We start from the raw sequence: 25,291 nt of genomic DNA, 5'->3' as shown, positions 1-25,291 counted from the left end.
ACGGCGCGCCCATCAGATGGGGACGAGGGGACGCAATTTCGAGCATCGCTGCATGGAAATTACGTCCTGTTGCCTCCTTTGAATGACGCGCCGTTTACCGGATCAATGCCAAATCAGTGATTGTCGCGCGGCAGGCCCATGGTCTGGGCTATGCGCTGATATTTCTCCGCGCCTTCCAGGATCGCGCCGGTGTTCATCTGACCGACAACCGAGCGCTGGATTTCCTGCCAGGGGGTCTGCGAGGCGGGGTATTTGTAACCACCTTCGGCGATCAGCTTGGCGCGGCGGGCTTCCAGTTCCTCGTCGGAAATCAGCACGTTCACCACGCCGGCCTTCAGGTCCATGCGGACGCGGTCGCCGGTTTCCAGCAGCGCCAGGCCACCCATCGCCGCCGCTTCGGGCGAAGCGTTGAGGATCGAGGGGCTGCCCGAAGTGCCCGACTGACGGCCATCGCCGATGCAGGGCAGGGCGGACACGCCTTCGGTGATGAGGTAGGCGGGCGGACGCATGTTCACGACCTCGGCCGCGCCCGGATAGCCGATCGGGCCGGCGCCACGCATGAACAGCAGCGTGTCGGCGGTGATGCCGACCGACGGATCGTCGATGCGGTGGTGATAATCTTCCGGACCGTCGAACACGACCGCCGGGCCTTCAAAGGCTTCCGGATCGTCGGGGTTCGACAGGTAGCGCATGCGGAATTCTTCGCTGATGACGCTGGTCTTCATGACCGCTTCGTCGAACAGGTTGCCGGTCAGCACCAGGAAGCCGGCTTCCTGCTTGAGCGGCTGGCCGAAGGGACGGATGACCTTTTCATCCTCGATCTCCACGCCCTTGCAATTCTCGCCCATGGTCTTGCCATTGACGGTCATCGCGCCTTCCTTGATCAGGCCCTGGTCGATCAGCTGGCTGATGACGGCGGGCAGGCCGCCGGCGCGGTAATAATCCTCGCCCAGATATTCGCCGGCCGGCTGCATGTTGACCAGCAGCGGCACCTTGTGACCGACGGTTTCCCAATCCTTGAGCGGCAGGTCGACGCCCATGTGGCGGGCGATGGCGGCCAGGTGGATCGGCGCGTTGGTCGAGCCGCCGATCGCCGAGTTGGCGACGATGGCATTGTGGAAGGCGTCGAGCGTCATGATGTCAGAGGGCTTGAGATCCTCATGCACCATTTCGACGATGCGCTTGCCGGTGCGATAGGCGGCTTCCTGACGGTCGCGATAGGGGGCGGGGATCGCCGCGCTGCCCGGCAGCATCATGCCCAGCGCTTCGGCGAGCGCGTTCATGGTGCTGGCGGTGCCCATGGTGTTGCAGAAGCCGGTCGAGGGAGCCGACGAGGCGACCAGCTTGATGAAGCCTTCATCGTCGATCTTGCCGGCGGCCAGCAGCTGGCGGCCATGCCACACGATCGTGCCCGAACCGGTGCGCTCGCCCTTGTGCCAGCCATTGAGCATCGGGCCGACCGACAAAGCGATCGCCGGGATGTTGACGGTGGCGGCGGCCATCAGCAGCGCCGGGGTGGTCTTGTCGCAGCCGCTGGTCAGGATCACGCCGTCGAGCGGATAGCCATACATGGCTTCGACCAGGCCCAGATAGGCGAGGTTGCGGTCAAGGCCGGCGGTCGGGCGCTTGCCGGTTTCCTGGATCGGATGGACCGGGAATTCGAGGGCGATGCCGCCCATTTCGCGAATGCCTTCGCGCATACGCTCGGCCAGCACGAGGTGATGGCGGTTGCAGGGCGACAGGTCGCTGCCGGTCTGGGCGATGCCGATGATCGGCTTGCCGCTGCGCAGCTCTTCGAGGCTGAGGCCGAAGTTCAGGTAGCGCTCCAGATAGAGCGAGGTCATGTCGATATTGTCTGGGTTGTCGAACCAGGCGCGGCTACGCAGCTTGGGAGTAGGCTTGGACGAATCGCTCATGTGGGCATCCTGACACTTTGAAAAGGCTTGGCACGTTGACGCGCTTGCCTCTCCGATATACTCAGACAAATAACTTTTCAAGGATACAAAGAGAGGGAAAGTGCGGTTGAACGCGAAAAATCGGGCGGACCATCGATGAGCGACTATGCAGTGATCGGCGACTGGGGCACCAGCAATCTGCGGCTGTTCCGGGTGGAAGCGGGGCGGATCGTGGCGCGCCGCGACGGGCCGGGCATCGGCGTGGTCGGCCGCGAGGCGGAAGCGGCCTTTGCCGAGACGATCGCCCCCTGGCTGGAAGACGGCCTGCCGACATCGATCCGCCTGTGCGGCATGGTCGGCGCGCGCGACGGCTGGGTCGAGGCACCCTATGCCGATTGTCCCGCCGATGCCGATAGCTGGGCAGAGGTTGCCGTGCGCTTCGACTGGCGCGGCGCGCCGCTGGCGATCATGGCGGGCCTGGCCTGCACCGACGCCGACGGCATTGCCGATGTGATGCGCGGCGAGGAGGCGCAGATTTTCGGCGCGATGGCGCTCGATCCCCGGCTCGCCACCGGCCGTCACCTGATCGTGCTGCCCGGCACCCACAGCAAATGGACGCTGGTCGAGGATGGTCGGGTGATCCGCTTCCGCACCGTGCCGACCGGCGAACTGTTTGCGCTGCTGCGCGATCGTTCGACGCTCAGCCCCAATATCGCCGCCGCCGATGCCGATCCGGCGGAGGAAGCGGCCGGTTTTGCCGAGGGGCTGGAACGGGCCGGCGCGGGCCGGCTGCTTGCCTCGCTGTTTGCGGCGCGGGCGATGCGGCTGCGCGCCGGGCGTTCGGCCGACTGGGCGCTGGGCTATCTGTCGGGCCTCGTCATCGGCTGCGAGATTGCCGAAGCGCGCGCCGCGCTGGCTGGCGACACCGGCGTCGTCTTGATTGGTGACGCGCGGCTTTCGGATCGCTATGCCCGTGCCCTCGATGCGCAGGGCATCGCTTCGCAATCGCTGGACGGCGACGCCTGTGCGCGGGCTGGCCTTGGCTTTCTGGAGAACTGACCGATGATCCTCGACGACCTGCTGGCCGACGGCGCGCCGCCGATCGCCGCCATTCTGCGTGGCGTGAAGCCTGAAGAGGCGCTCGATATCGCCGCCGCCCTGGTGGAAGCCGGCATCCGCGTGATCGAGGTGCCGTTCAATTCGCCCGAGCCGCTGGTCAGCATCGCCGCGATGCAGCAGGCCTTTGGCGATCGCGCGCTGATCGGCGGCGGCACGGTGCTGACGGTCGAGGCGGTCGAGGCGCTGGCGGGCGCGGGCGGCCGCATCATGGTGACGCCCAATACCGTTCCCGACGTCATCGCGCGCGGCGCGGAACTCGGCCTTGAACTGCTGCCCGGCTTCATGACACCGAGCGAGGCGTTCCGCGCGGTCGAGGCCGGCGCGCGCCGGGTGAAGCTGTTCCCCGCCGCCCAGCTCGGCCCGGCCTATGTCAAGGCGGTCAAGGATGTGCTGCCCAAGCATGTCGGCGTCTGGGCCGTGGGCGGCACCGGCGCGGACACGATCGGCGACTGGCTCGCCGGTGGCTGCGAAGGGATCGGCGTGGGCGGCGCGCTCTATCGTCCGGGCGACGATGCGCTGACCGTGCGCGAACGCGCGGTCGATCTGGTCGCCGCCTGGCAGCGCGCCAAGGGCTGACCTTTTTACTGGACCGGGCTTTCCACCCGGTCCAGCATATCGCGGATCTTCTCGCCCAACGCCCTGTAGGTGAAGGGCTTGGTCAGCAGCTCGACCCCCGGATCAAGCCGGCCATGATGGATGATCGCGTTGCGGGCATAGCCGGTGGTGAACAGCACGCGTAGTCCCGGCTGCTTCGCCTTGGCGGCGCGGGCAATGTCCGCCCCGGTCATGCCACCGGGCAGCACCACATCGGTGAACAGCAGGTCGATCGGCTCCGCCGCCGCGTCCAGTGCGGCCAGCGCAGTCGGGCCATCGCCCGCCTCGATCACGCGATAGCCCAGGTCACGCAGCACCTCGACCGAATAGGCGCGGACATTCTCGTCATCCTCGCACACCAGTATCACCTCCCGCCCGGCCTGCGGACAGGGCGGGGGCGGGGCCTGCACGATCTCCGCGGCCACCGGCAGCAGGCCATGATAGCGCGGCAGGTAGATTTTTACCGTCGTGCCATGGCCGGCCTCCGAATAGACCCGGACATGGCCGCCCGACTGCTTGACGAAGCCATAGACCATCGACAGGCCAAGGCCGGTGCCGCGTCCGACATCCTTGGTGGTGAAGAAGGGTTCGATCGCGTGGGACAGCGTGTCGGCGTCCATGCCCATGCCGGTGTCCGACACGCAGATCAGCACATATTGGCCGGGCGTGATTTCCTGTTCGGTCGCGGCATAATGGCTGTCGAGATGGGTGTTGGCGACCTCGATCGTCAGCTTGCCGCCCTGCGGCATGGCGTCGCGCGCATTGACCGCCAGGTTGAGCAGCGCATTTTCCATCTGGTTGACGTCGATCTCGACCGGCCAGACCCGCGGGCTCTGCACCGTTTCCACCTCGATCATCTCGCCCAGCGTCCGGTGCAGCAGATCCGACATGCCGGCGATCAGCCGGTTGGGATCGACCCGGTCGGGGGCCAGGGGCTGGCGACGGGAAAAGGCGAGCAGCCGCTGGGTCAGTATCGCCGCCCGTTCGGCCCCGGCCATGGCATTGTCGGCGGCGCGGCGCAGGCGCGGCTGGTCGTCGGGCAGGGCGCGTTGCAGCAGGTCCAGATTGCCGGTGACGATCTGCAGCAGATTGTTGAAGTCATGCGCGACGCCGCCGGTGAGCTGGCCCAGCGTCTCCATCTTCTGCGCCTGGCGCAGTGCGGCTTCGGTTTCGGCCAGGGCCTGGGCGTCGGCGCGGTGCCGGGTCACGTCGCGGGCGACGCAATAGATGAGGTCGCCCTCGGGCACGGCGGTCCAGCTGAAGATGCGATAATCGCCCCGCTTGGTGCGGAACCGGTTTTCGAACCGGATGGTCGGATGGCCGTCGGCCAGATCCTGCACCTCGCCGCGCGTCCGCTTCACATCGTCGGGATGCTCCATCCATTCCGATGTGCGGCCGATCAGTTCCTCCTGCGACCAGCCCAATATGTCGGTCCAGGCGGGGCTGGCGGACAGCCAGATCCCCTCGCTGTCGGCGATCAGGAAGGGGTCGCGCGCCAGCGCCCAGAGGCGGTTGCGGTCGGCGCGTGCCTCGCGCTCGGCCAGCACGCGCACCGTGGTTTCGCTGACGATGCACAGCACGCCGCCGATCGACCCATCCAGTTCGAACACCGGCGAATAGGAAATGTCGAAGAAGACCTCCTCGCCGCGTCCGCCATCGCGCTCGATATAGAAGGGGCGGTCCTTGGCATGGAAGGTTTCGCCCGTGTCCCGCACCGATTGCAGCAGCGGGCCAAGATCATCCCACAGCTCGGCCCAGCCTTCGCGGGCCGGGCGGCCAAGCACGCGCGGATGCTTGTCGCCGATCGTGGGGGCATAGGCTTCATTATAGAGGGCGCAATAATCCGGCCCCCAGAACAGCACGATCTCCGCGCGCGACGACAGCATCAGCCGCACCGTCGAGACGAGCGATGGCGACCAGTCCGACGCCGGTCCCAGAGGCGAGGATGCGTCGATCGTCGCGGTCAGGGCGCCCATCGGCCCCTGTTCGGCGATCATGTCGGCAATGTCCCTCTGCTGGCTCATCATAACCCTGTCGTTGCAATGCGTTGGTGGGAGACGCCCGTGCGCCGATTTGTATCCCCCGGCGATGGCAGCCCCATGACCTTTTGTCCCAGTCCGTGCCTCTTGAATAGGGGGCGGCATGGGCGCATGGACCGGGCATGACACGTTCTTCCCCGACCGCGTTCAGCGCGGCTCCGCGTCCCGTTGCCATTGCCCGCTGGCTGCTCATCGTGGCGGCGCTGGTCTTCTGCATGGTGGTGGTGGGCGGCATCACGCGCCTCACCGAATCCGGCCTGTCGATCACCCAGTGGAAGCCGATCACCGGCGCGATCCCGCCCTTGACCCACGACCAGTGGATGGAGGCGTTTCGCGACTATCAGCAGATCCCCGAATATAAGGAGATCAACAAGGGCATGAGCCTGGCGGCCTTCCAGTTCATCTTCTTCTGGGAATGGCTGCACCGGCTGCTCGGCCGCCTGATCGGCGTCGCCTTTGCCCTGCCGCTGATCTGGTTCGCGGCGCGCCGGGCTATCCCGGCCGGCTATGGCTGGCGGCTGGTTGCGCTGCTGGCGCTGGGCGGGTTGCAGGGCGCGATCGGCTGGTGGATGGTGAAGTCGGGTCTGTCGGTGCGCACCGATGTCAGCCATTATCGGCTGGCCGTGCATCTGCTGACCGCGCTCTTCATCATTGGCGGGCTGATCTGGACCGCGCTCGACCTGCTGGCGCTGGCACGCAATCCCTATGCCCGGCCCGCCGCGTTGCAGCCTTTTGCGCTGGCGACCCTGCTGGTGCTGCTGGTCCAGCTGATGTTCGGCGCCTTCACCGCGGGCCTCGACGCCGGCTATGTCTCCAGCACCTGGCCGCTGATGAACGATCATCTGGTGCCCGAAGGCATCCAATGGCTCGGCTCGCTCTGGGCGACCGTCTCCAGCGATCCCTATCTGGTCCATTTCATCCACCGCTGGTGGGCCTGGGTTGCGGCGGCGATGCTGATCATCCTGGCGCGCAAGGCCAAGGCGGCGGGCCATCGCGGCGCGTCGATCGCGATCAATGCGGCGGTCGGCACGCAGGTGCTGCTGGGCATCGCCACCGTCATCAGCGGCATCGCCCTGCCGCTGGCCGTGCTGCACCAGGCGGTCGGCGCGCTGGTGGTGGCCTCGGCCGCCTGGGGCGCCCATGCCGTGGGATCGCGCCGGGCATGAGTGGGGTCGTGCTGGTCTACAGCCTTTTCGGATCGGCCGAGCAGGCGCGTGCCGTCGCCCGCACGCTGGTCGAAGAGAGGCTGGCCGCCTGCGCCAATATCCTTGGTCCCTGCACCTCCATCTATGAATGGCAGGGCAAGGTGGAGGAAGGCGCCGAAGTCCCGGTCCTGTTCAAGACCAGCGCTGACCGGCGCGACGCGCTGATGGCGCGGATCGCGCAGTTGCACGATTATGATGTGCCGGCGATCCTGGCGCTGCCGGTCGATGCTGCCCATCCGCCCTTCGCCGCCTGGGTCGCGGAGCAACTGGCATGAAGCGAGCGATCGCCTTCCTGTCGCTGGTACTCGCCTCACCGGCGCTGGCCGCTCCGGTTGCGATCGGCTTCGCGCCGCCGACCGGGCAGGATCTGCTCTATCGCATCGAGCAGCATCGGCCGGTCGACGGCCGTGACAGCCTGTTCCGGGCCGACCGGATATTGCGTTTCGAGAAGGCAGGGGACGGTTACATCCTGCATGTCACGCTGCGCAGCCTAGACAGCGATGCGCCCGGCGCGGGTGCCGATGCCTATCGCGCCGCCCTGTCGCCGCTGATCGGGGTGGAGCATCGCTTCCGCCTCGATGTCCATGGCAAGATTGTCGGCCTCGACAATATCGACGATGTCCGGGCGACGATGGAAAAGGCGCTCAACGCCATGGTGGCAAAGGCGCCGGAGGGCAGTGCGGGGCAGCGCACGGCGAAGAATGTCCTGACCCTGCTCGACGGGCTGACGCCCGAAGGGCGGCTGGCGCTGCTGTCGGGCGAGGTGCAGCCATTGCTGCTGTTCGTTGACAGCGAAGTTGACGATGCCAGGCCGCGTGGCGTGCGCACCATGGCCGGCCCGCCGCTGGGCCGCGCCGTCGCGGTGGAGGGTGATTCCGTCCTTGCTGCCCATGACGGCAAGCGCCTGACCTTGCAGGAGGATCTGCAGGGGGAGGGCGCCCATGTCGCGATGCGCTATATCGTGTCGGCGCAGACGGGACTGGTCGATGCGCAGGAGCGCACCCTGACCCTGGGCGCCCAGACGCTGACCGAAAAGCGGAGCCTGACCGTCGCCGGCAAGTGAGTGGTATTATTTTACCCGTCGTGAAAGCCGCCGAATCTCTTGACTTGTCGGCCCCCAAACGTCATTAGCGCCCATCTTCCGGCGACCCTAGGGTAGCTGGTTCACTGTTCATTCTTGGAGAATTGGCACCATGAAGGCGCTGATGAAGACCACCAAGCCGGCAACCCCGGCAACGGTCGAAAAGAAGTGGATCCTGATCGACGCCGAAGGGCTGGTCGTGGGTCGTCTCGCTTCGACTGTGGCGAATATCCTGCGCGGCAAGCACAAGCCGAGCTTCACCCCCCATGTCGATTGCGGTGACAATGTCATCATCATCAACGCGGGCAAGGTCAAGTTCACCGGCCGCAAGCTGACCGACAAGGTTTACTACAAGCACACCGGTTATGCCGGCGGCATCAAGGAAACCACCCCCCAGAAGATCCTGGAAGGTCGTTTCCCCGAGCGCGTCCTGGAAAAGGCCGTCGAGCGTATGATCCCCCGTGGTCCGCTGGGCCGCCAGCAGATGCGCAACCTGCGCATCTTCGCCGGCACCGAGCATCCGCATGAAGCCCAGAACCCCGAAGTGCTCGACTTCGCGTCGCGCAACCGCAAGAACAAGGTGGGTGCATAATGTCCGATAACCGTCAGTCCCTGTCCGACCTCGCGTCGCTGGCCACTGCCGCTCCTGCCGCTGCCCCGGCTGCCGTCGAAGGCGAAGCGCCCGTCGCTGCCGCGCCGGTCCAGCCCTCGGCTCCGCTGCGCGCCCAGGAAATCGACGGCCTCGGCCGCGCCTATGCCACCGGCCGCCGCAAGGACGCCGTGGCCCGCGTGTGGGTGAAGCCCGGCACCGGCAAGATCACGGTCAACGGCCGTGACCAGGAAGTCTATTTCGCTCGCCCGACCCTGCGTCTGGTCATCAACCAGCCCTTCGGCGTCACCGACCGCGAAGGTCAGTATGACGTGATCGCCACCGTCAAGGGCGGCGGTCTGTCGGGCCAGGCCGGTGCGGTCAAGCACGGCATCGCCCAGGCTCTGTCGAAGTATGAGCCGGCGCTGCGCAGCGCGGTCAAGGCCGAAGGCTTCCTGACCCGCGACAGCCGCGTCGTCGAGCGTAAGAAGTACGGCAAGGCCAAGGCCCGTCGCAGCTTCCAGTTCTCGAAGCGCTAATCCGCTTCGCGACTGCCGCGAATTTCGAGAAGGGGCCGGTTTTCCGGCCCCTTTTTCTTTGCGCGTGATGCTTCCCCTTGAGCGCTTCGCCGCGATGCCATAGCCTTCGGTCAAACGGGGCTTAGTGCAAAAGGAAGTTCGGGGGGAAATGAGACATTTTGGGTGGTTGGCGGCTTCGGCGGCCATGACGGTTGTGGCGCCTGCCTTTGCCGGAGAGGTGCCGCTGTATCAGCCGGCCCCCGGCTGGATCGACAAGGCGGCGATGCCCAAGCTGGCGGCCGATGGCGATCCGCCTTCGATGATGATCCTCGACAGCCAGCAGCGGGTCGAGAAGGGCCAGCTGTGGAGCTATGCAGACATCGCCACCCGCGCCGGTTCGGCCGAGGCGCTGACCCAATTGTCGTCGCTGACGCTGCCCTGGGCGCCGGACAAGGGCGACCTCATCATCCATGAACTGTCGATCCTGCGCGGCGATCAGGTGATCGATGCGCTGGCCAGCGGCAAGAAATTCACCGTGCTGCGCCGCGAGCAGGGGCTGGAAGCGTTGCAGATCAGTGGCATCCTGACCGCGACCATGGCGGTCGAAGGGGTGCAGGTGGGCGATGTGGTGCGGCTGCGTTATTCGACCACCAGCAAGGATGATGCGCTGGGCGGCCATGTCCAGAATGTCTCGGCCCTGCCGGCCGCGCCGCTGCGGCTGGGCTATGGCCGGGTCCGCCTGCTCTGGGATGATGCGGACGCGCCGCGCTGGAAGCTGCTGGCGAGCGGCGTCGATGCCAAGCCGGTCAAGAAGGGTGGCCTCACCGAGCTGAGCTTTGCCGTGCCGCTGGCCAAGCAGCCGGAAATGCCGGCCGACGCGCCGACCCGCTTCACCCATCCACCGCTGTTCGAACTGTCGACCTTCGCCAGCTGGGCCGATGTGTCGAAGACGATGGCGCCGCTCTATGCGACCGACGGGCTGATCGCCGATGGATCTCCGCTGGCGGGCGAACTGGCCAAGCTCAAGGCGCTGCCGGGATCGCCGAAGGAAAAGGCTGCGGCCGCGCTGCAACTGGTGCAGGACCATGTCCGCTATCTGATGGTCGGCATGAATGGCGGCAATTATGTCCCGCAGAAGCCGGCCGAGACCTGGACGCTGCGCTATGGCGACTGCAAGGCGAAGACGCTGCTGCTGCTTTCGCTGCTGCGCGGGCTGGGGATCGAGGCGGAGCCGGTGCTGGCCAGTTCGACCCTGGGCGATTCCGTGCCGGAACGGCTGCCCACGGCCGCGGCCTTCGACCATGTGCTGGTGCGTGCGGTGATCGATGGCCAGTCCTACTGGCTCGACGGCACGGGCCTGGGATCGCGGCTGGAGGATATCGGCGATACGCCGCGCTTCGGATCGGTGCTGCCGGTGCGCACCGCCGGCGCTGAACTGATGCCGATCCAGACCCATGCCAATGCCCGGCCGACGATCGACGTCAGTGTCGAGGCGGACGAGAGCGGGCATGAGAAGCTGCCGACCGTGTTCGATGCCAGGGCGGTGCTGCGTGGGCAGATCGCGACGATGATCAGCACCGGCCTTGGCCAGATGGATGCCAAGCGGCGCGACGAGATGGTGCAGGGCTTTTTCAGCGAGCAGGTCGGCACCGCCCAATATAGCCAGGTTGGCGTCACCACTGATGCGGCGTCGGCCACCGTCACCTTCACCGCCCATGGCGTTACCAGCTCGCCCTGGAAGCTCAGCGACCGGCGCTATCGCCGCGACGCCGGCAAGCTGATCGACGAGATCAGCTTCGCGCCGGACCGGGCACGCCCCGCCTGGCTGGCGATCCCGGTGGCGACGAGCGCGCCGATCGGCATTCGCTATCATCTGCGCCTGCGCCTGCCCCAGGGCGGCAAGGGCTATGCGATCGAAGGCGAGCAGGGCCTCAGCAAGACGGTGGCCGGCTATGACCTGCGCCGGACCGTGCAGCTGAAGGACGGCGTGCTGGATGTCGAGGAGCGGACCGACGCCACCGGCGTCGAGATCGCGGCCGATCGCCTGCCCGACGAGCGCGATGCGCTGGCCACGGTGCAGGCCATGTCGCCGCATGTGATCGGCCCGGCCAAGCCCACCTATTTGTGGGATTACAGCCCGGCGACCATCGCCGCCTGGCCGCAGTCCAAGGCGGTCGAGGCGACCTTTGCCAAGGCGATCGCCGCCGATGCGGAGGATGCGACCGGCTATTCCAGCCGCAGCAATTTCCGCTGGGGCATTGGCGATTACAAGAATGCGCTGGTCGATCTCGACAAGGCGATCGGGATCAAGCCAGACGTCGACCTCTATCTGCAGCGGGCCTATCGCCGGTTCCAGACCGGCGACGTGACCGGCGCGCTGGCCGATGGCCGCATGGCGCGCCAGCTCGACCCGGCGTCGGGCGCGGCGGTCGGCACGGTCGCGACCTATCTGGCGGAAAGCGGCAAGCTGGACGATGCGCTGGGCATGGTCGACGCCAAGATCGCGATCGGTGGCGAGGCGCGCGACGGCTATCGCAGCTTCAAGGCGACGCTGCTCGGCACCTATGGCGATCCGGCCAAGGCGATCGAGATCATCGATGCGCAACTGGCGGAAAAGCCGGGCATGACCGGGCTGTTCAACGAGCGCTGCTGGGTCAAGGGATCGCGCAATGTCGAACTGGACAGCGCGATGCAGGATTGCACCAAGGCGGTGGAGCTGAGTTCGGGCAGCATGGCCGCGCTCGACAGCCGGGCGATGCTGTGGTTCCGCATGGGCCGGTTCGACGATGCGCTGCGCGACCTAGATGTCGTCGTCGCGCAGGAGCCGGGCAAGGAGCCGAGCCGCTACATGCGCGGCATCGTGCTGCACCGGCTGGGCCGGGCGAGCGAGGGGGATGCGGAAATCGCGGTCGCCCGCCGCATCGATCCGCGCATCGACGCCGTCTATGCGCGCTACGGGATCAAGCCCTGATTTTGTCGTGACGCCCGCGTTTCGATGGAAACCTTTCCCCCTGCCCGATGGTTGACAGGGGGAAAGCCACTTCCAAGGAGAAACCATATGGGTGAACTGACCGACAAGGTGAAGGCTGCGGGCAACAAGGCCGCCGGTGCCACGAAGGAAGCGATCGGCAAGGCCACGGATAATGAACGCCTGGAAGCCGAAGGCAAGCTGCAGAAGGCTAAGGGTACGGCCCAGGATGTGGCCGGCTCCGTCAAGGGTGCGCTCGGCGACAAGATCTGACGCCCCACCGTCTGCACGATCGAAGAGGCTCCGCCAACAGGCGGGGCCTTTTTCGTTTCTGTCCTATCTGGTTAAGCTCATGCTATAAGAACGGGGCCGCTTTCCGATAGGATCGCGGCCCCGCAATATTATGTCAGAATGTGCGGGAAATGTGCGAAGTTAAGCCTGTTCCGCCAGATAGGCCTTCACGTCGCGGCGCAGTTCGCCGGCGCACAGATAGAGGGCGATGACATTGGGGATCGCCATCAGGAAGAAGCTGCTGTCGACGATGCCGACCACCCGGCCGAGGTCGATCGCGGCGGCCGGGGGCAGGGCGACGACATAGAGGATCTTGTAGACCCACTGGGCGCGCGGCCCATTGCCGAACAGATAGCCCCAGGCCTGAAGACCATAGAAGCCCCAGGCGACCAGTGTCGAATAGGCGAAGAGGAAGACGACGACGGCGAGTAGCCAGGGGAACCAGGGCGACACCTTGGCAAAGGCGGCGGAGGTGATGGCGATGCCCTCAAGGCCATTGTTCCAGGTGCCCGCGACGACCAGCGCGAGGCCACCCAGCGCGCAGACGATCATGGTGCCGAGCAGCGGCTCCAGCAGCGCGACAAGCCCTTCGGATACCGGATGGCGGGCGCGGGCCAGGCTGTGCGCCATGACGGCGGAGCCGACGCCCGCCTCGCTGGCGAAGACCGCGCGGCGCATGCCCGCGACAAAGGCGCCGATCGCGCCGCCGGTGGCCGCATCGCTGGAAAAGGCGCCGTGCCAGATCAGCGCCAGCGCGCCGGGAATGGCGTCGGCATGGAGGATCAGGATCGCCGCGACACCGCCGAGATAGACGGTGACCTTGAGTGGGGTCAGGCGCTTCGACACTTCGCCCAGCCAGGCCGCGCCGCCCATCGTCACCAGCGCGACGGCGGCGGCGATGAACACGCCATAGGCCCAGCCATTGGTCATGCCGGTGACCACCTTCACCTGGGCGAAGCTCTGGTTCACCTGCACCATCGGGATGGCGCCGAACAGGGCGAAGAAGGCATAGGCGCCGCCGAGCACCAGGCCGACTTTGGGCCAGCCGCGCGCCGCGCCGACGGCTTTGAGCACATACATCGGCCCGCCATGGACATGGCCGCGTTCGTCGAAGACGCGATATTTGAGGCCCAGCGTGACCTCCGCCATCTTCACCGTCATCGCGAACCAGCCGATGATGAACATCCATAGGATCGCGCCCGGCCCGCCCATGGTCAGCGCCACCGCGACCCCGGCGATATTGCCCAGGCCAATGGTGCCGGACAGGGCGGTGGACAGCGCGCCCCACTGGCTGACATCGCCCTTCGCCTCGCCCTCATGCGGCTGGCTGCGCAGGATGCGGATCGCCCGGCCGACCTGGGTGACATTGGGGAAGCCCAGCCAGATGGTGAAGAACAGCATGGGGAGCGCCAGATAGAGCACGATCAGCTCGATCTGCGCGCCGAACAGGGGAACCTTGAAGAAGACCGCGCTGGACAGCGCATCGACGGCGGCATTGAAATTTTCCATGCGGCGGCGATGCCGGGACAGCGGTGGAAAGTCGATCAAAGATTGCTATGGGGGAGGTGAGTTTTACCCATAGCCGCCCTGGGGCAGGATCGCATGAGCAGACAATATTTCGGCACTGACGGTATTCGTGGTCGCACCAACCAGTGGCCGATGACGCCGCAACTGGCGATGAAGGTCGGCATGGCGGCCGGCACCCATTTCCAGCGCGGCAGCCATCGCCACCGGGTGGTGATCGGCAAGGATACCCGCCTGTCGGGCTATATGGTCGAAAATGCGCTGGTTGCGGGCTTCACCGCGGTCGGCATGGACGTGGTCCAGTTCGGGCCGATCCCGACGCCGGCCGTCGCCATGCTGGCCCATTCGATGCGCGCCGACCTGGGCGTCATGATCTCGGCCAGTCACAATCCCTATTATGACAATGGCATCAAGCTGTTCGGCCCGGATGGCTACAAGCTGTCGGACGAGGATGAGCTGAAGATCGAGGCGCTGCTGAACCAGGACGTGCCGCTGGCCGCGTCCAAGGATATCGGCCGCGCCCGCCGGGTCGAGGACGCGCGTGGCCGCTATATCCATGCGGTCAAGTCCAGCTTCCCCGCCGACCTGCGCCTCGACGGCCTCAAGATCGTCGTCGATTGCGCCAATGGCGCCGCCTATCAGGTCGCGCCGTCGGCCTTCTGGGAACTGGGCGCGGAAGTGGTCGCGGTCGGCGTCACGCCCAATGGCACCAATATCAATGACGGATGCGGATCGACCTCGCCCTTGCTGTGCCAGGAAACCGTCGTCTCCTCCGGCGCCGACATCGGCATCGCGTTGGACGGCGACGCCGACCGGCTGATCGTGGTCGATGAAAAGGGCCAGATTGTCGACGGCGACCAGATCATGGCGCTGATTGCCTCCAATTTCGCCCGCGCCGGCACGCTGCGCGGTGGCGGGCTGGTGGCGACGATCATGTCGAACCTGGGCCTCGAACGCTTCCTGACCGGGCAGGGCATCGGCCTGGAACGCACCAAGGTAGGCGATCGCTATGTGCTGGAGCGGATGCGCGAGGGCGGCTTCAATGTCGGCGGCGAACAGTCCGGCCACATGATCCTGTCCGACTATGCGACCACCGGCGACGGCACGGTGGCGGCGCTGCAGGTGCTGGCCGCTTTGGTCCGCTCGGGCAAGCCCGCGAGCGAGACGCTGCATCAGTTCGATCCGGTGCCTCAATTGCTCAAGAATGTCCGCTTTGCCGGCGGCAAGCCGCTGGAGGATGAGGCGGTGCAACGCGTGATCGCCCAGGCCGAGGCGGAACTGAACGGATCGGGCCGGCTGGTCATCCGCCCGTCCGGCACCGAGCCGGTGATCCGTGTCATGGCGGAAGGCGACCGCGAGGATCAGGTCAAGGATGTGGTCGAACGCATCTGCGCCGCGGTCGAGAAGGCGGCGGCGTGATGCTTGCCGCTATTATCCCGTTCGCCCTGAGCGAAGTCGAAGGGCAGCGCCGACCGCAGGGAGGTGTCTTCGCCTCCGCTCAGACAAGGGCTTCGACTTCGCTCAGCCCGAACGGAGTTATGAACCATGCTTGAGATGCGGCCCGATTGCGAACGCTGCGGCACCGACCTGCCGGCCGATGAGCCCGGCGCGTTCATCTGTTCGTTCGAATGCACCTGGTGCGCGCCCTGTGCCGAGGCGCTGGACGATCGCTGCCCCAATTGCGGCGGCGAACTGATGGACCGGCCGACCCGCATGGGGAAGGCGCTGGCGAACAACCCCGCCTCCACGGAGCGCAAGTTCAAGGGATGAGCGTGCCCCGCATTCTCATCATTGCCGGGTCGGACAGCGGCGGCGGTGCCGGTATCCAGGCGGATATCAAGACGGTCACGCTGCTGGGCGGCCACGCCATGACCGCGATCACCGCGATCACCGCGCAGAACACGCTGGGCGTGCAGGGCGTCCACCCGGTGCCGACCGAGATGGTGCTGGCGCAGATGGACAGCGTGATCAGCGACATTGGTGTCGATGCGGTAAAGATCGGCATGATCGGTTCGGCGCAGACGGCCGCCGCCGTCGCCGAGCGGCTGGCGCTGCTGGAGCATGTGCCGATCGTCTTCGATCCCGTCATGGTCGCGACCAGCGGGTCGCTATTGGCCGACGACGCGACCATCGCGGCGTTCGAGCGGCTGATGGCCATCGCCACACTGGTGACGCCCAACATCCCCGAACTGGCGGCGCTGGGCGGCGAGGAAATCGCGATCCGTTTCGCCACCCATGTGCTGGCCAAGGGGGGCCATGGCGAGGGGCCGATGCTGACCGACCGGCTGATCGGGCCGCAGGGCGTGCGCAAGGCGTGGAGCAATGCACGGATCGATACGCGGCACAGCCATGGCACCGGCTGCACCCTGGCTAGCGCCATCACGACCGGCCTGGGGCAGGGGCTGGACCTGATCGAGGCGGTCGAGCGTGGCCGCAAATATGTGCGCGAGGCGCTGGCGCTGGCGCCGGGGCTTGGCGCGGGCCATGGCCCGATGGGCAATCCCTTCGGCTTCCACGCCTATGCCTGATTTTGCGCATGAACTGATCCATCATCCCGGCCTGGTGGCGGGGGTGGACGAAGCCGGGCGCGGGCCACTGGCGGGGCCGGTGGTCGCGGCCGCCGTCATCCTGCGGCAGGAGGATTGCCCCGAGGGCCTCAATGATTCCAAGAAGCTGACCGCCAAGCGCCGTGCCGCGCTGGAGGGGGAGGTCAAGGCTCGTGCGCTGTGCTGGGGGCTGGGCATCGCCAGCGTAGCCGAGATCGACGAACTCAACATATTATGGGCGACGATGCTGGCCATGACCCGCGCGGTCGAGGCGCTTTCGCAGGAGTGCGCCCATATACTGGTCGATGGCAATCGTTGTCCCAACTGGCGCTGGCCCTCGACCGCAGTGGTGGAGGGCGATGCCAAATGCCTGTCGATCGCCGCCGCGTCGATCCTGGCCAAGGAAGAGCGCGACCGGATCATGATCGCGGCGGCCGCCGAGCATCCGCATTATGGGTGGGAGAGCAACAAGGGCTATGGCAGCGCCAAGCATATGGCGGCGCTGCGTGAGCATGGGCCGACGCCGCTGCACCGGCGCAGTTTTTCGCCGGTGGCGCAACTGCTGCTGATCTGACGATGCTGTCCCGTCGCGGGGCGGGATGGGGATGATTTGAGGGCTGGCGCGGGTGTGGCGCATGCTTAAGAAGGGATTCATGTCCTTCGCCCGTTCCGGCCTTTCCTGCCTGTTCCTGCTTGTCGGCGCGCTATCGCTGCCGGTGGCCAAGGCTGGTGCGCTGGCGCCGGGTGGCTATCGCTGGCTGGAGGAAGGGCCGCTCGATGGGCCGATCCATCTGGTCATCAGCATCGATCGGCAGATGGCCCATGTCTATAGCGGGGACCGGTTGGTCGGCATGGCGAGCGTGTCGACCGGCATGGCCGGGCATAGCACGCCGACCGGCGACTATCCGATCCTGCAGAAGAACCAGTGGCACCGATCCAATCTCTACAGCAATGCGCCCATGCCCTTCATGCAGCGGCTGACCTGGGATGGCATTGCGCTGCATGCCGGGCATAATCCGGGCTATCCGGCCAGCCATGGCTGCATCCGCCTGCCCTATGCCTTTGCCCAGAAGCTGTTCGGCATGACCAGCCTGGGAGGGCTGGTGACGGTGACCAGGGATCGGCTGCATCCCTCGCTGACGATCGAGCAGATGGCGGCGGCGGATTCCATGGCCAAGGTCGCTGCGCCGGCCCCGGCAAAGCCGGTGCTGGATATCGACCCGATCATCTTCGTGCCGAGGGTATCGCGGAGGTAAACGGTCAGCGCTGGGCCAGTGCCGAACGCCGCATCGAATAGCCGAAATAGAGCAGGGCCGCCGCACCAACCCAGACCGCGAACAGCGCATAGGTGTCGGCCGGCAGGCCGAAGATCAGATAGGCGCAGAAGAGCGTGCTGGCGATCGGCAGGACCGGATAGAAAGGCACCTTGTAGCCGCGCGGCAGGTCCGGCCGGGTGCGGCGCAGGATGATGACTCCGATCGACACGGTGGCAAAGGCGATCAGCGTGCCCATGCTGGTGAGGTTGACCAGCACGTCCAACGGCACGAAGGCGGCGAGCAGGGCGACGCCGATCGCGACGATCCACGTATTCTGTCGCGGCACATGGCGCACCGGATCGACCCGGCAGAAGAAGGCGGGCAGCAGCCCGTCGCGACCCATGGCATAGAGGATGCGGGTCTGGCCGTAGATCACCACCAGGGTGACGCTGAAGATCGAGGCGATGGCGCCCAGCGACAGGATCACCGCCGGCCAGCCCGCGCCGGTGAGGTTGTGGAGGATGACGGCCAGGCCCGCTTCCTGCCCGGCAAACTCGGTCCAGGGCTGGGCGCCGATCGCCGCGACCGCGACCAATATATAGGCGGCGGTGACGATCAGCAGCGACAGGATGATGGCAAGCGGCAGGTCGCGGCGTGGATTGCGTACTTCCTCGCCGGCGGTCGAGACCGCGTCGATGCCGATATAGGAAAAGAAGATGGAGGAGGCCGCAGCGCCGATGCCGACCATGCCCTTGGGCGCGAAGGGGTGGAAGTTGGTCGGCTGGAAATGGGCGAGCGCGACCACCACGAACAGCGCCAGCACGGCGAGCTTGGCGATCACCAATATGGCGTTGGCGGTGGTCGATTCCCGCGTGCCGCGCAGCAGCAGGATGAGGCACAGGCCCACCAGCAGCACGGCGGGCAGGTTGACGATACCGCCCGCACCGGGTGGCCGGGCGATGATGTCGGGCAGGCGCCAGCCGGTGCTGATCGAGAGAAGTTCATTGAGATATTGCCCCCATCCCACGGCAATGGCGGAGGCGGAGACACCATATTCCAGTAGCAGGCAGCTGCCGATCAGGAAGGCGGCGAGTTCGCCCATGGTCGCATAGGCATAGGAATAGGAGGAACCCGACGCCGGCACGGCCGATGCCATTTCGGCATAGCAGAGCGCGGTCAGCGCGGCGGTGATGCCGGCGATGACGAAGGACAAGGTGACCGCCGGCCCCGCTTCGGGCACGGCGGTCGTCAGCGCCACGAAGATGCCGGTGCCGATGGTCGCACCGACGCCCAACATGGTCAGCTGGAACAGGCCGATATTGCGGGCGAGCGGTTTCGCGTCGGGATCGTCGCCGATGAAGTCGAGCACCGGCTTGCAGCGCAGCAGCGCGATCAGGAGCGGATGGCGGGGCGATCGGTTCGTCATGCTCCGCCGCTGTCATGCCGCGCGCGGGAAGGCAAATGAATATCGTGTGAGATTGGCGCGGTGGGACCAGTGCTAGGGCGCGCGATTGTCGGCAGGCTGCTGCTCGGCTAGGCATGGCGGTGTTGGCCGCCGACCTGTTCGGCTTGGGATGGATGATCGAGCCTTGATGGATCAGAAGCGATTGCCTGGCGCGCGGAAATGGGCGCGATCCATGCTGATGGTTGCAGCGGCGCTGCTGCTGCCGGCGATGGCATCGGCGGCGGATGTGCCGAGCGGCGGCACCATATCGGTGTCCATGCGGGAGGATGCGAGCGGGCAGGCGGGCGCGGCGGATGCCTTTGTCGATGCGGCCACCCTGGCCCTGTCGGACAAGGGCTTCACCTTGCTGGACGACGGCCATGCCGCGCTGGTCATGGAACTGGTCATTCGCGCGTCCGAGGTCGGGACCGGGACCGGCAAGGTCGAGAAGAGCAATTCCGACCTGATGCCTGGCGGCGTGTCCGGCGCGGTCGGATCGAGCCTCTCGCTGGCGGTGCCGTCCGGCAAGACGCGCCATGTCGCGCTCGAACGCACCGAGCTGGAGATGCGCCTGCATCGGCGTGGCGACGCGGCGGTGATCTGGAGCGGCAGCGCGGTGACGGTCCGCCCGGCCGACAAGCGGGCTAGTGCTGCCACGGCGCTGTGCAACGCGCTGCTGCGTGCCTATCCCGAACAGCCCGAAACGGTGATCGGCGTCCCCTAGATTTTCGTGATCACCTCTTCGCCGATGCGGGCGGCATTGTCGCACCATTCGGAACGGCTGCGGCCCTTGACCGTGACGCCGCACGCGGTGACGCCCAATTCCGCATAGGTGCCGATGCGGTCGACGATCTGCTGGTTGGAGAGATCCTCGCCCGGCTTGTTGACACCGCCCAGGATCACATCGGGCAGGTCGGTGCGGCCGACCTGCGCGGCGTAGTCGCGCATATAGGCGATGCCGGCCTGAAGATCGGCCTCATTCTCCATCGCGGCGGTGCGGGTGGTGGCGCTGTTGACGCCGTCGCCGGCGGTAAAGAAGGGGTTCCAGCCATCGGCGAGATCGACCACGCGGCGGATGGCGCGCTTGGCATTGCCGCCGACATAGAGGGGCAGGCCCGGCTTTTGCGGCGATCCGGGGATGATGCGATTGCCGAACGCCTGATAGCCGTTGCCCTCGAAGACAAACTCCTCGCCGGTCGTGGCGGCGCGGATGGCGCGCAGATATTCGTCCATCAGCTCGTTGCGCTGGTCGAAATCGACGCCGAGCGCGCGATATTCGCCCTTGAGATAGCCCGCGCCGACGCTGAGCGTGACCCGGCCGCCGGCGAAGGCGTCGAGCGTGGTGATATCGCGCGCGACGATGAAGGGATTGCGATAGGGCAGGACGAGGATGCCGGTCTGCAGCCGCAGGGTCGTGGTATGGGCGGCGAGCAGGGCCAGCATGACGAAGGGCGACTGGGCATGATGGCCGCCGGCGTCGAGCCAGCGGTCGGTCGGCACCGGATGGTCGGTGACGAGGCCGGCGTGGAACCCGGCCTGCTCTACCGTGCGGCCAATCTGGGCCACGGCCTCCATCGTGCCGAACTCGTCGGGCAGATCGGCATGATCGAACGGCAGGGGGACGTTGATCTTCATGTGTCGGACACTCCATGCGGTTCGACCAGCACCCATTGGCGGGCGGCATTGCGGATCCAGCCGGACGAGGCCCAGCTGCCGCCGTCGACCGGCAATATGGTCCCGGTGATGTAGCTGCTCATGGGCGAGGCGAGGAACAGGGCGGCCTGGCCGCATTCGCGGTCGATGCCGGGCCGTTGCAGCGGGATGCGGCGCGCCGTGGCATCGGCCATGGCGGGCGACACGGGGAACCATGTCGCTTCGTCCACCGGGCCGGGGGGATTGCCGCGTGTGCCCGGCGTCGTCGTGAAATCGGGCGCGATCGCGTTCACGCGGATGCCATGGTCGGCCAGCTCCAGCGCCATGGTCCGGGTGAAATTGTTCATCCCCGCCTTGCACGCGGCATAAACGGCATAGCCGGGCGCGGCGCGCGATCCTTCGATGCTGGAGACGTTGATGATGGCGCCGCCGCGCCCGCCCGCGATGATGTGCGGCACGGCGGCCGAGGTGGCGGCGAGCATCGAGACGAGGTTGAGGTCGATATGGCGGCGCCAGCTATTCTGGCTCTGGTCGAGAAAGGCCTTCCGGCTGACGCCGCCGACATTGTTGACCAGGATGTCGATGCGGCCGAAGCGGGCCTGGGCCGCGTCCACCATGGCGGCGACCTGATCGGGCTGGGCCATGTCGGTCGGGATGGCGAGGCAGGCGCGGCCATGCTCCGCGACCCGCGCCGCCACTTCCGCGCCGCGTTCGGGGATGATGTCGGCAATGACGATGTCGGCGCCGGCCTCTGCCAGGGCGAGCGCGATGGCGCGGCCTATGCCCGCGCCGCCGCCGGTGACGATGGCGACCTGATCGGTGATGCGGCACTGGTCTGGCGCCATGGCGCGATCCTCTTCCCCTTTTGGCCGTCAGTTCGCGGCCAAGGGGGAAGGGGAGTCAATCGCGTGCCCGGTCATATCGACCGGGCGATGGCGCTTATTGGGCGGTCCAGCCGCCGTCGATCGAGAGATTGGCGCCGGTGATCTGGGCGGCGGCGTCGCTGCAGAGATAGAGCGCGGTGGCGGCGACCTGTTCGGCGGTGACGAACTGCTTGGTCGGCTGGCCGGCGAGCAGCACGTCGTTCATCACTTGCTCGCGGGTCATGTTCCGCGCCTTCATCGTGTCGGGAATCTGGTTTTCCACGAGCGGGGTCCAGACATAGCCGGGCGAGATGCAGTTGGCGGTGATGCCAAAGGTGGCGACTTCCAGCGCGACCGTCTTGGTGAAGCCGTTGAGGCCATGCTTGGCGGTCACATAGGCGCTCTTGAAGGGCGAGGCGACCAGCGAGTGGGCCGAAGCGGTCTGGATGATCCGGCCCCACTTCTTGTCCTTCATGTAAGGAATGGCAAGGCGCGTCGTGTGGAAGGCGGCGTTGAGGTTGAGCGCGATGATGAGATCCCATTTGTCGAGCGGGAATTCCTCGACCGGGGCGACATGCTGCATGCCGGCATTGTTGATGAGGATGTCGATGCCGCCGAAGGCATCGGCCGCTTCCTTCATCATCGCCTCGATCTGGTCGACCTTGGTCAGGTCATGGCCGCTGTAGAGCGCCTTGGCACCCGAAAGGGCTTCAAGGCCCAAGCGCTCCTTCTCGATCGAGTCCGCGTCGCCAAAGCCGTTGATCACGACATTGGCGCCTTCGCCGGCCAGCGCCTTGGCATAGGCAAGCCCGATGCCCGAGGTGGACCCGGTGATCAGGGCGGTCTTGCCAGCGAGGGACTTGCTCATGCCATTTTCTCCTTGAGATGATCCGGCGCGTCGAGATCGAAGGTCGCGCTCTTTCCGTCGAGAATGTTGCGGGCGATGAGGTCGCCCTTGTGCATCACTTCTTCCACCGCCTCGCGACCCTGGCTCCAATGGTCGAGCATGGTCGCGCGGGAAAATTCGAAATCCTTCGCGCCGCTTTCCCAGGCGCGGGTGCGGTAGATGAGGTGGACGATATTGACCGAACCGCCATCGAGCATGTCGCGCAGCTTCTGCGCCTCCGGCCCGTCCTGCAGTTCGGGCGGCAGCTTGTCGAGCAGCGCCTTGATCGCGCCATGCTCGCGGCGCAGGCGCAGATACTGGTCGGTCACCTGCCGGGTGCGGCTGCTATACTGGATGTCCTTCATGCGCGAATAGACATCGGTCATCTGCCGCGGCATCGGCCCTTCGGCCGGGAAGAGATCGACCTGGAAGACGAGCATGTCGTCGGTCTGGTGGTTGAGCACATGGGCGAGCGGCGTGTTGGAGACGATGCCGCCATCCCAATACCAGCGCCCATCGATCTCGACCGGGGGCAGGCCCGGCGGCAGCGCGCCCGAGGCCATGATATGGCGGGCGTCGATGCGGGTGTTGCCGCCAGGACCGCGCGTGTCCCAATAAGCGAAATTGCCGCTTTCGACATCGACCGCACCGACCGACAGGCGGACCGGCCCGTCATTGAGCAGATCCCAGTCGACACAGGCGTCGAGCGTGTCCTTCAAGGGCGCGCTGTCATAGAAGCTGATCGCGCCGGCCGATCCTTCGGGCATCAGCGGCGCTGGCCACAGGCGCGGGCGGAACATGCCGGGCACGCCCAGGGTCGCGACCGTGCCGGCGGCCATCAGATGGGCGGCTTCGCGGATATGGTCGATTTCCGGCAGGATCATGTTGGGCATGCCGCCCGAGACGGTCAGCCAGAATTTCTTGAGCTGGCTCAGGCGCCGGTGGGGCGGGTTGCCGGCGATGATCGCGGCATTGACCGCGCCGATCGAAATGCCCGCGACCCAGCTGACATCGACCCCCAGTTCATCGAGCCGCTGATAGACGCCAGCCTGGAAGGAGCCGAGCGCGCCGCCGCCCTGCAACAGCAATGCGACTTCGCGGGGGAGGGGGAGGGGCGTGGTGGCGCGGCGGCGCGGTCGGGATTCGGTGTCGGCCATGTCGCACTGCAATATAGGTTTTGGTCCGGCCATTCCAACTTAATGTCTCGTAACAAAGTCCTTCCCGTCGATGGAACGTGCATCGTCAGCCGATGGTTTGCAGCCAGCCGGTTATGCAGTAGGCACGGGAACAGGATGCGAGGGAGGCCAGGGTGCGGCTCGACGACGAACAGGAAAGCAGCAATTTCGAGGTGCAGGACGGACGCGGCGGCGGTTTCGGCGGCGGCGGCGGGATGGGCGGCCTGGGATTGCTGCTGCCGCTGATCGGCAGTCGCTTCGGCTGTGGCGGCATCGTCGTTGTGCTGATCATCCTGGCGGTGATGGGCGTCAATCCGCTCAGCCTGCTGGGCGGCGGTGGCGGCGTGCAGCAGCAGGCGCCGCAGAGTGCGCCGGCGGGCAGCCAGGATGCGAGCAAGCTGACCGAGATCCAGCATTGGTCGTTGAAGGTGCTGGGATCGACAGAGCGGGTCTGGGGCCAGATCTTCAAGGAAGCGGGCCAGACCTATCAGCCGACCATCCTGTCCTTCTATGCGCAGAGCGGCACGTCGGGCTGTGGCGCGGCGCAGAGCGCGATGGGGCCTTTTTACTGCCCCAACGACCAGAAGGTCTATCTCGACACCGATTTCTTCACCGAATTGCGCGACCGCTTCGGCGCGCCGGGCGATTTCGCCCAGGCCTATGTGATCGCGCATGAGGTGGGCCATCATGTCCAGGATCTGGAAGGCACGCTGGGCCAGGTGAACCAGCAGCAGCGCCGCGTCAGCGAGGCACAGGGCAATGCGTTGCAGGTGAAGGTGGAGCTGCAGGCCGATTGTTATGCCGGTGTCTGGGCCAAGCGCACGGGCCTGATGGAAGCGGGCGACCTGGAAGAGGGCATGAAGGCGGCGCAGTCGATCGGCGACGATACGCTGCAGAAGTCGGCCGGGCGGCGGCCCGTGCCCGAAAGCTTCACCCATGGCACCAGCGAGCAGCGCATGAGCTGGCTGCGCAAGGGGCTGGACAGTGGCGATCCGGCCCAGTGCGATACGTTCAAGGGGGCGCTGTAGGCGCGATCAATGTTCGGCGTTGGGGGAACCTGGCGGCGGCAAATCTGATGACCCCGGACTGACGGACGCGGTCGCGTCCAGCGGCGGCATGATGCTGGGCTGGCCGGCATCGGCCATGGGCTCACCCGAAGCCGGGACGGCAAAGTCCTGCGGCGCACTGGGGGCGACGGGCGGAGGCGGCGGCGCGACCGGCGTGGCGACCGGTTGAGCTTCGCTAGGCTGGGAAACCGGCTGGTGATGCGGCGCGAAATTCTGCAGCGCCAGGACGATCATCGGTGCGACCACCAGCGTGCCGCCGGCAAAGACCTTGTACATCATCGATTGACCCGCATTCCCGCCTGAAAATGGAAAGAGATTCGGGCCTTAGCGGGAAGACATGAAAAAATGTCTGCGCTTTATTGGTTAATGCTGATCAAGCTTTGCCAGCAGGGCCAGCATGTCGTCCGGCAGAGTGTCGCGCTGCGTGGAGAAGCTGGACCGCAGCGCCTTGCCCACGCCCTCATAGGGCAGGGGCAGGGCGACGTTGACGACGCGGGCGCCGCCGCTGTCCTGTCCCGGTGCCGATCGGCCAAGAGGTTTGCGCTGCATTTCCATGAGAGACGGAACGGCCATCTAAG

General features: G+C 66.4%; 26 protein-coding genes. 16 read left to right on the top strand and 10 right to left on the bottom strand.

All coding sequences use genetic code 11. The features are described 5' to 3' along the window. Positions 1-113: 113 nt before the first annotated feature. Positions 114-1,916 carry an IlvD/Edd family dehydratase gene (locus E5554_RS20645; protein ID WP_010337622.1) on the bottom strand — a complete coding sequence of 601 codons (1,803 nt, stop codon included), beginning with the start codon at positions 1,914-1,916 and terminating at the stop codon, positions 114-116. 135 nt (positions 1,917-2,051) lie between these two features. On the opposite strand from E5554_RS20645, the gene E5554_RS20640 reads away from it, so the two are divergent. Beyond that, positions 2,052-2,954: a 2-dehydro-3-deoxygalactonokinase gene (locus E5554_RS20640; protein ID WP_004210968.1), complete on the top strand. Its 903-nt coding sequence runs from the start codon at positions 2,052-2,054 to the stop codon at positions 2,952-2,954. A 3-nt stretch (positions 2,955-2,957) separates the two neighbouring features. Then, a complete protein-coding gene (locus tag E5554_RS20635; protein ID WP_004210969.1) occupies positions 2,958-3,590 on the top strand; it encodes a 2-dehydro-3-deoxy-6-phosphogalactonate aldolase in 633 nt (210 codons plus the stop codon). 5 nt (positions 3,591-3,595) lie between these two features. On the opposite strand, the gene E5554_RS20630 is transcribed toward E5554_RS20635, so the two are convergent. Further along, entirely contained in the window at positions 3,596-5,635 is a 2,040-nt protein-coding gene (locus E5554_RS20630; RefSeq protein WP_136187927.1) for a PAS domain-containing sensor histidine kinase, read from the bottom strand. A 134-nt stretch (positions 5,636-5,769) separates the two neighbouring features. Between E5554_RS20630 and E5554_RS20625 the strand changes: the two genes are divergently transcribed. From E5554_RS20625 to E5554_RS20595, 7 genes are all read left to right on the top strand, one after another. Continuing rightward, a complete protein-coding gene (locus E5554_RS20625) occupies positions 5,770-6,813 on the top strand; it encodes a COX15/CtaA family protein (RefSeq protein WP_136187926.1) in 1,044 nt (347 codons plus the stop codon). Next, on the top strand, positions 6,810-7,127 hold the full coding sequence (cutA, locus tag E5554_RS20620) for a divalent-cation tolerance protein CutA (protein ID WP_136187925.1): 318 nt from the start codon (positions 6,810-6,812) through the stop codon (positions 7,125-7,127). Before E5554_RS20625 ends, cutA begins: the two co-directional genes overlap by 4 nt. After that, the gene (locus E5554_RS20615) at positions 7,124-7,915 is read left to right on the top strand and encodes a hypothetical protein (protein ID WP_136187924.1); all 792 of its coding nucleotides are present in this window, start codon (positions 7,124-7,126) and stop codon (positions 7,913-7,915) included. The genes cutA and E5554_RS20615 overlap by 4 nt, the downstream gene beginning before the upstream one ends. A gap of 130 nt (positions 7,916-8,045) precedes the next feature. Beyond that, entirely contained in the window at positions 8,046-8,525 is a 480-nt protein-coding gene (rplM, locus tag E5554_RS20610) for a 50S ribosomal protein L13 (RefSeq protein WP_004210974.1), read from the top strand. Next, positions 8,525-9,061: a 30S ribosomal protein S9 gene (rpsI, locus tag E5554_RS20605; protein ID WP_004210975.1), complete on the top strand. Its 537-nt coding sequence runs from the start codon at positions 8,525-8,527 to the stop codon at positions 9,059-9,061. The genes rplM and rpsI overlap by 1 nt, the downstream gene beginning before the upstream one ends. Positions 9,062-9,245: 184 nt before the next feature. Beyond that, complete coding sequence (locus tag E5554_RS20600; RefSeq protein WP_136187923.1) at positions 9,246-12,011, top strand: DUF3857 domain-containing protein; 2,766 nt, start codon at positions 9,246-9,248, stop codon at positions 12,009-12,011. A gap of 87 nt (positions 12,012-12,098) precedes the next feature. Continuing rightward, positions 12,099-12,281 (top strand): CsbD family protein, encoded by a 183-nt coding sequence (locus E5554_RS20595; protein ID WP_004210977.1) that lies wholly within the window; start codon positions 12,099-12,101, stop codon positions 12,279-12,281. Positions 12,282-12,440: 159 nt separating this feature from the next. Here E5554_RS20595 and E5554_RS20590 read toward each other — a convergent pair whose 3' ends face one another. Continuing rightward, positions 12,441-13,808 (bottom strand): amino acid carrier protein, encoded by a 1,368-nt coding sequence (locus E5554_RS20590; protein WP_004210978.1) that lies wholly within the window; start codon positions 13,806-13,808, stop codon positions 12,441-12,443. Between the two features lie 93 nt (positions 13,809-13,901). On the opposite strand from E5554_RS20590, the gene glmM reads away from it, so the two are divergent. The 5 genes from glmM to E5554_RS20565 all read left to right on the top strand — a co-directional run bounded on the left by glmM (position 13,902) and on the right by E5554_RS20565 (position 17,625). Beyond that, positions 13,902-15,242, top strand: coding sequence for a phosphoglucosamine mutase (gene glmM, locus E5554_RS20585; protein ID WP_069337719.1), 1,341 nt, complete (start codon positions 13,902-13,904; stop codon positions 15,240-15,242). A 126-nt stretch (positions 15,243-15,368) separates the two neighbouring features. Next, positions 15,369-15,593 carry a DUF1272 domain-containing protein gene (locus tag E5554_RS20580; protein ID WP_004210980.1) on the top strand — a complete coding sequence of 75 codons (225 nt, stop codon included), beginning with the start codon at positions 15,369-15,371 and terminating at the stop codon, positions 15,591-15,593. After that, on the top strand, positions 15,590-16,351 hold the full coding sequence (thiD, locus tag E5554_RS20575; RefSeq protein ID WP_136187922.1) for a bifunctional hydroxymethylpyrimidine kinase/phosphomethylpyrimidine kinase: 762 nt from the start codon (positions 15,590-15,592) through the stop codon (positions 16,349-16,351). Before E5554_RS20580 ends, thiD begins: the two co-directional genes overlap by 4 nt. Beyond that, positions 16,344-16,943, top strand: coding sequence for a ribonuclease HII (locus E5554_RS20570; protein WP_136187921.1), 600 nt, complete (start codon positions 16,344-16,346; stop codon positions 16,941-16,943). The genes thiD and E5554_RS20570 overlap by 8 nt, the downstream gene beginning before the upstream one ends. A gap of 79 nt (positions 16,944-17,022) precedes the next feature. Further along, positions 17,023-17,625, top strand: coding sequence for a L,D-transpeptidase family protein (locus tag E5554_RS20565; RefSeq protein WP_210729779.1), 603 nt, complete (start codon positions 17,023-17,025; stop codon positions 17,623-17,625). Between the two features lie 4 nt (positions 17,626-17,629). Here E5554_RS20565 and E5554_RS20560 read toward each other — a convergent pair whose 3' ends face one another. Next, positions 17,630-19,051, bottom strand: coding sequence for an amino acid permease (locus E5554_RS20560; RefSeq protein ID WP_048939004.1), 1,422 nt, complete (start codon positions 19,049-19,051; stop codon positions 17,630-17,632). 211 nt (positions 19,052-19,262) lie between these two features. On the opposite strand from E5554_RS20560, the gene E5554_RS20555 reads away from it, so the two are divergent. After that, positions 19,263-19,793, top strand: coding sequence for a hypothetical protein (locus E5554_RS20555; protein ID WP_234792423.1), 531 nt, complete (start codon positions 19,263-19,265; stop codon positions 19,791-19,793). On the opposite strand, the gene E5554_RS20550 is transcribed toward E5554_RS20555, so the two are convergent. The 4 genes from E5554_RS20550 to E5554_RS20535 all read right to left on the bottom strand — a co-directional run bounded on the left by E5554_RS20550 (position 19,790) and on the right by E5554_RS20535 (position 23,628). Beyond that, entirely contained in the window at positions 19,790-20,704 is a 915-nt protein-coding gene (locus E5554_RS20550; RefSeq protein ID WP_136187919.1) for an LLM class F420-dependent oxidoreductase, read from the bottom strand. The two genes, E5554_RS20555 and E5554_RS20550, sit on opposite strands and share 4 nt — an antisense overlap. Further along, positions 20,701-21,567, bottom strand: coding sequence for an SDR family oxidoreductase (locus E5554_RS20545; protein WP_136187918.1), 867 nt, complete (start codon positions 21,565-21,567; stop codon positions 20,701-20,703). Before E5554_RS20545 ends, E5554_RS20550 begins: the two co-directional genes overlap by 4 nt. A 94-nt stretch (positions 21,568-21,661) precedes the next feature. Beyond that, positions 21,662-22,453: a 3-hydroxybutyrate dehydrogenase gene (locus tag E5554_RS20540; RefSeq protein ID WP_136187917.1), complete on the bottom strand. Its 792-nt coding sequence runs from the start codon at positions 22,451-22,453 to the stop codon at positions 21,662-21,664. After that, on the bottom strand, positions 22,450-23,628 hold the full coding sequence (locus tag E5554_RS20535; RefSeq protein ID WP_069337711.1) for a DUF3734 domain-containing protein: 1,179 nt from the start codon (positions 23,626-23,628) through the stop codon (positions 22,450-22,452). Before E5554_RS20535 ends, E5554_RS20540 begins: the two co-directional genes overlap by 4 nt. A gap of 152 nt (positions 23,629-23,780) precedes the next feature. Between E5554_RS20535 and E5554_RS20530 the strand changes: the two genes are divergently transcribed. Then, positions 23,781-24,674, top strand: a complete 894-nt coding sequence (locus E5554_RS20530) for a neutral zinc metallopeptidase (protein ID WP_017502757.1) — start codon at positions 23,781-23,783, stop codon at positions 24,672-24,674. Positions 24,675-24,680: 6 nt separating this feature from the next. Here the strand turns inward: E5554_RS20530 and E5554_RS20525 are convergent, their stop codons facing one another. Continuing rightward, positions 24,681-24,992 (bottom strand): hypothetical protein, encoded by a 312-nt coding sequence (locus E5554_RS20525; RefSeq protein ID WP_247594318.1) that lies wholly within the window; start codon positions 24,990-24,992, stop codon positions 24,681-24,683. Positions 24,993-25,076: 84 nt separating this feature from the next. After that, on the bottom strand, positions 25,077-25,268 hold the full coding sequence (locus E5554_RS20520) for a hypothetical protein (protein ID WP_136187916.1): 192 nt from the start codon (positions 25,266-25,268) through the stop codon (positions 25,077-25,079). Positions 25,269-25,291: the final 23 nt, after the last annotated feature.

The organism is Sphingobium sp. PAMC28499 (genome assembly GCF_004795815.1).
GTDB classification, from domain to species: domain Bacteria; phylum Pseudomonadota; class Alphaproteobacteria; order Sphingomonadales; family Sphingomonadaceae; genus Sphingobium; species Sphingobium yanoikuyae.
The sequence above is the reverse complement of the archived record's forward strand: the minus strand, read 5'-3'. Positions and strand labels throughout refer to the sequence as shown.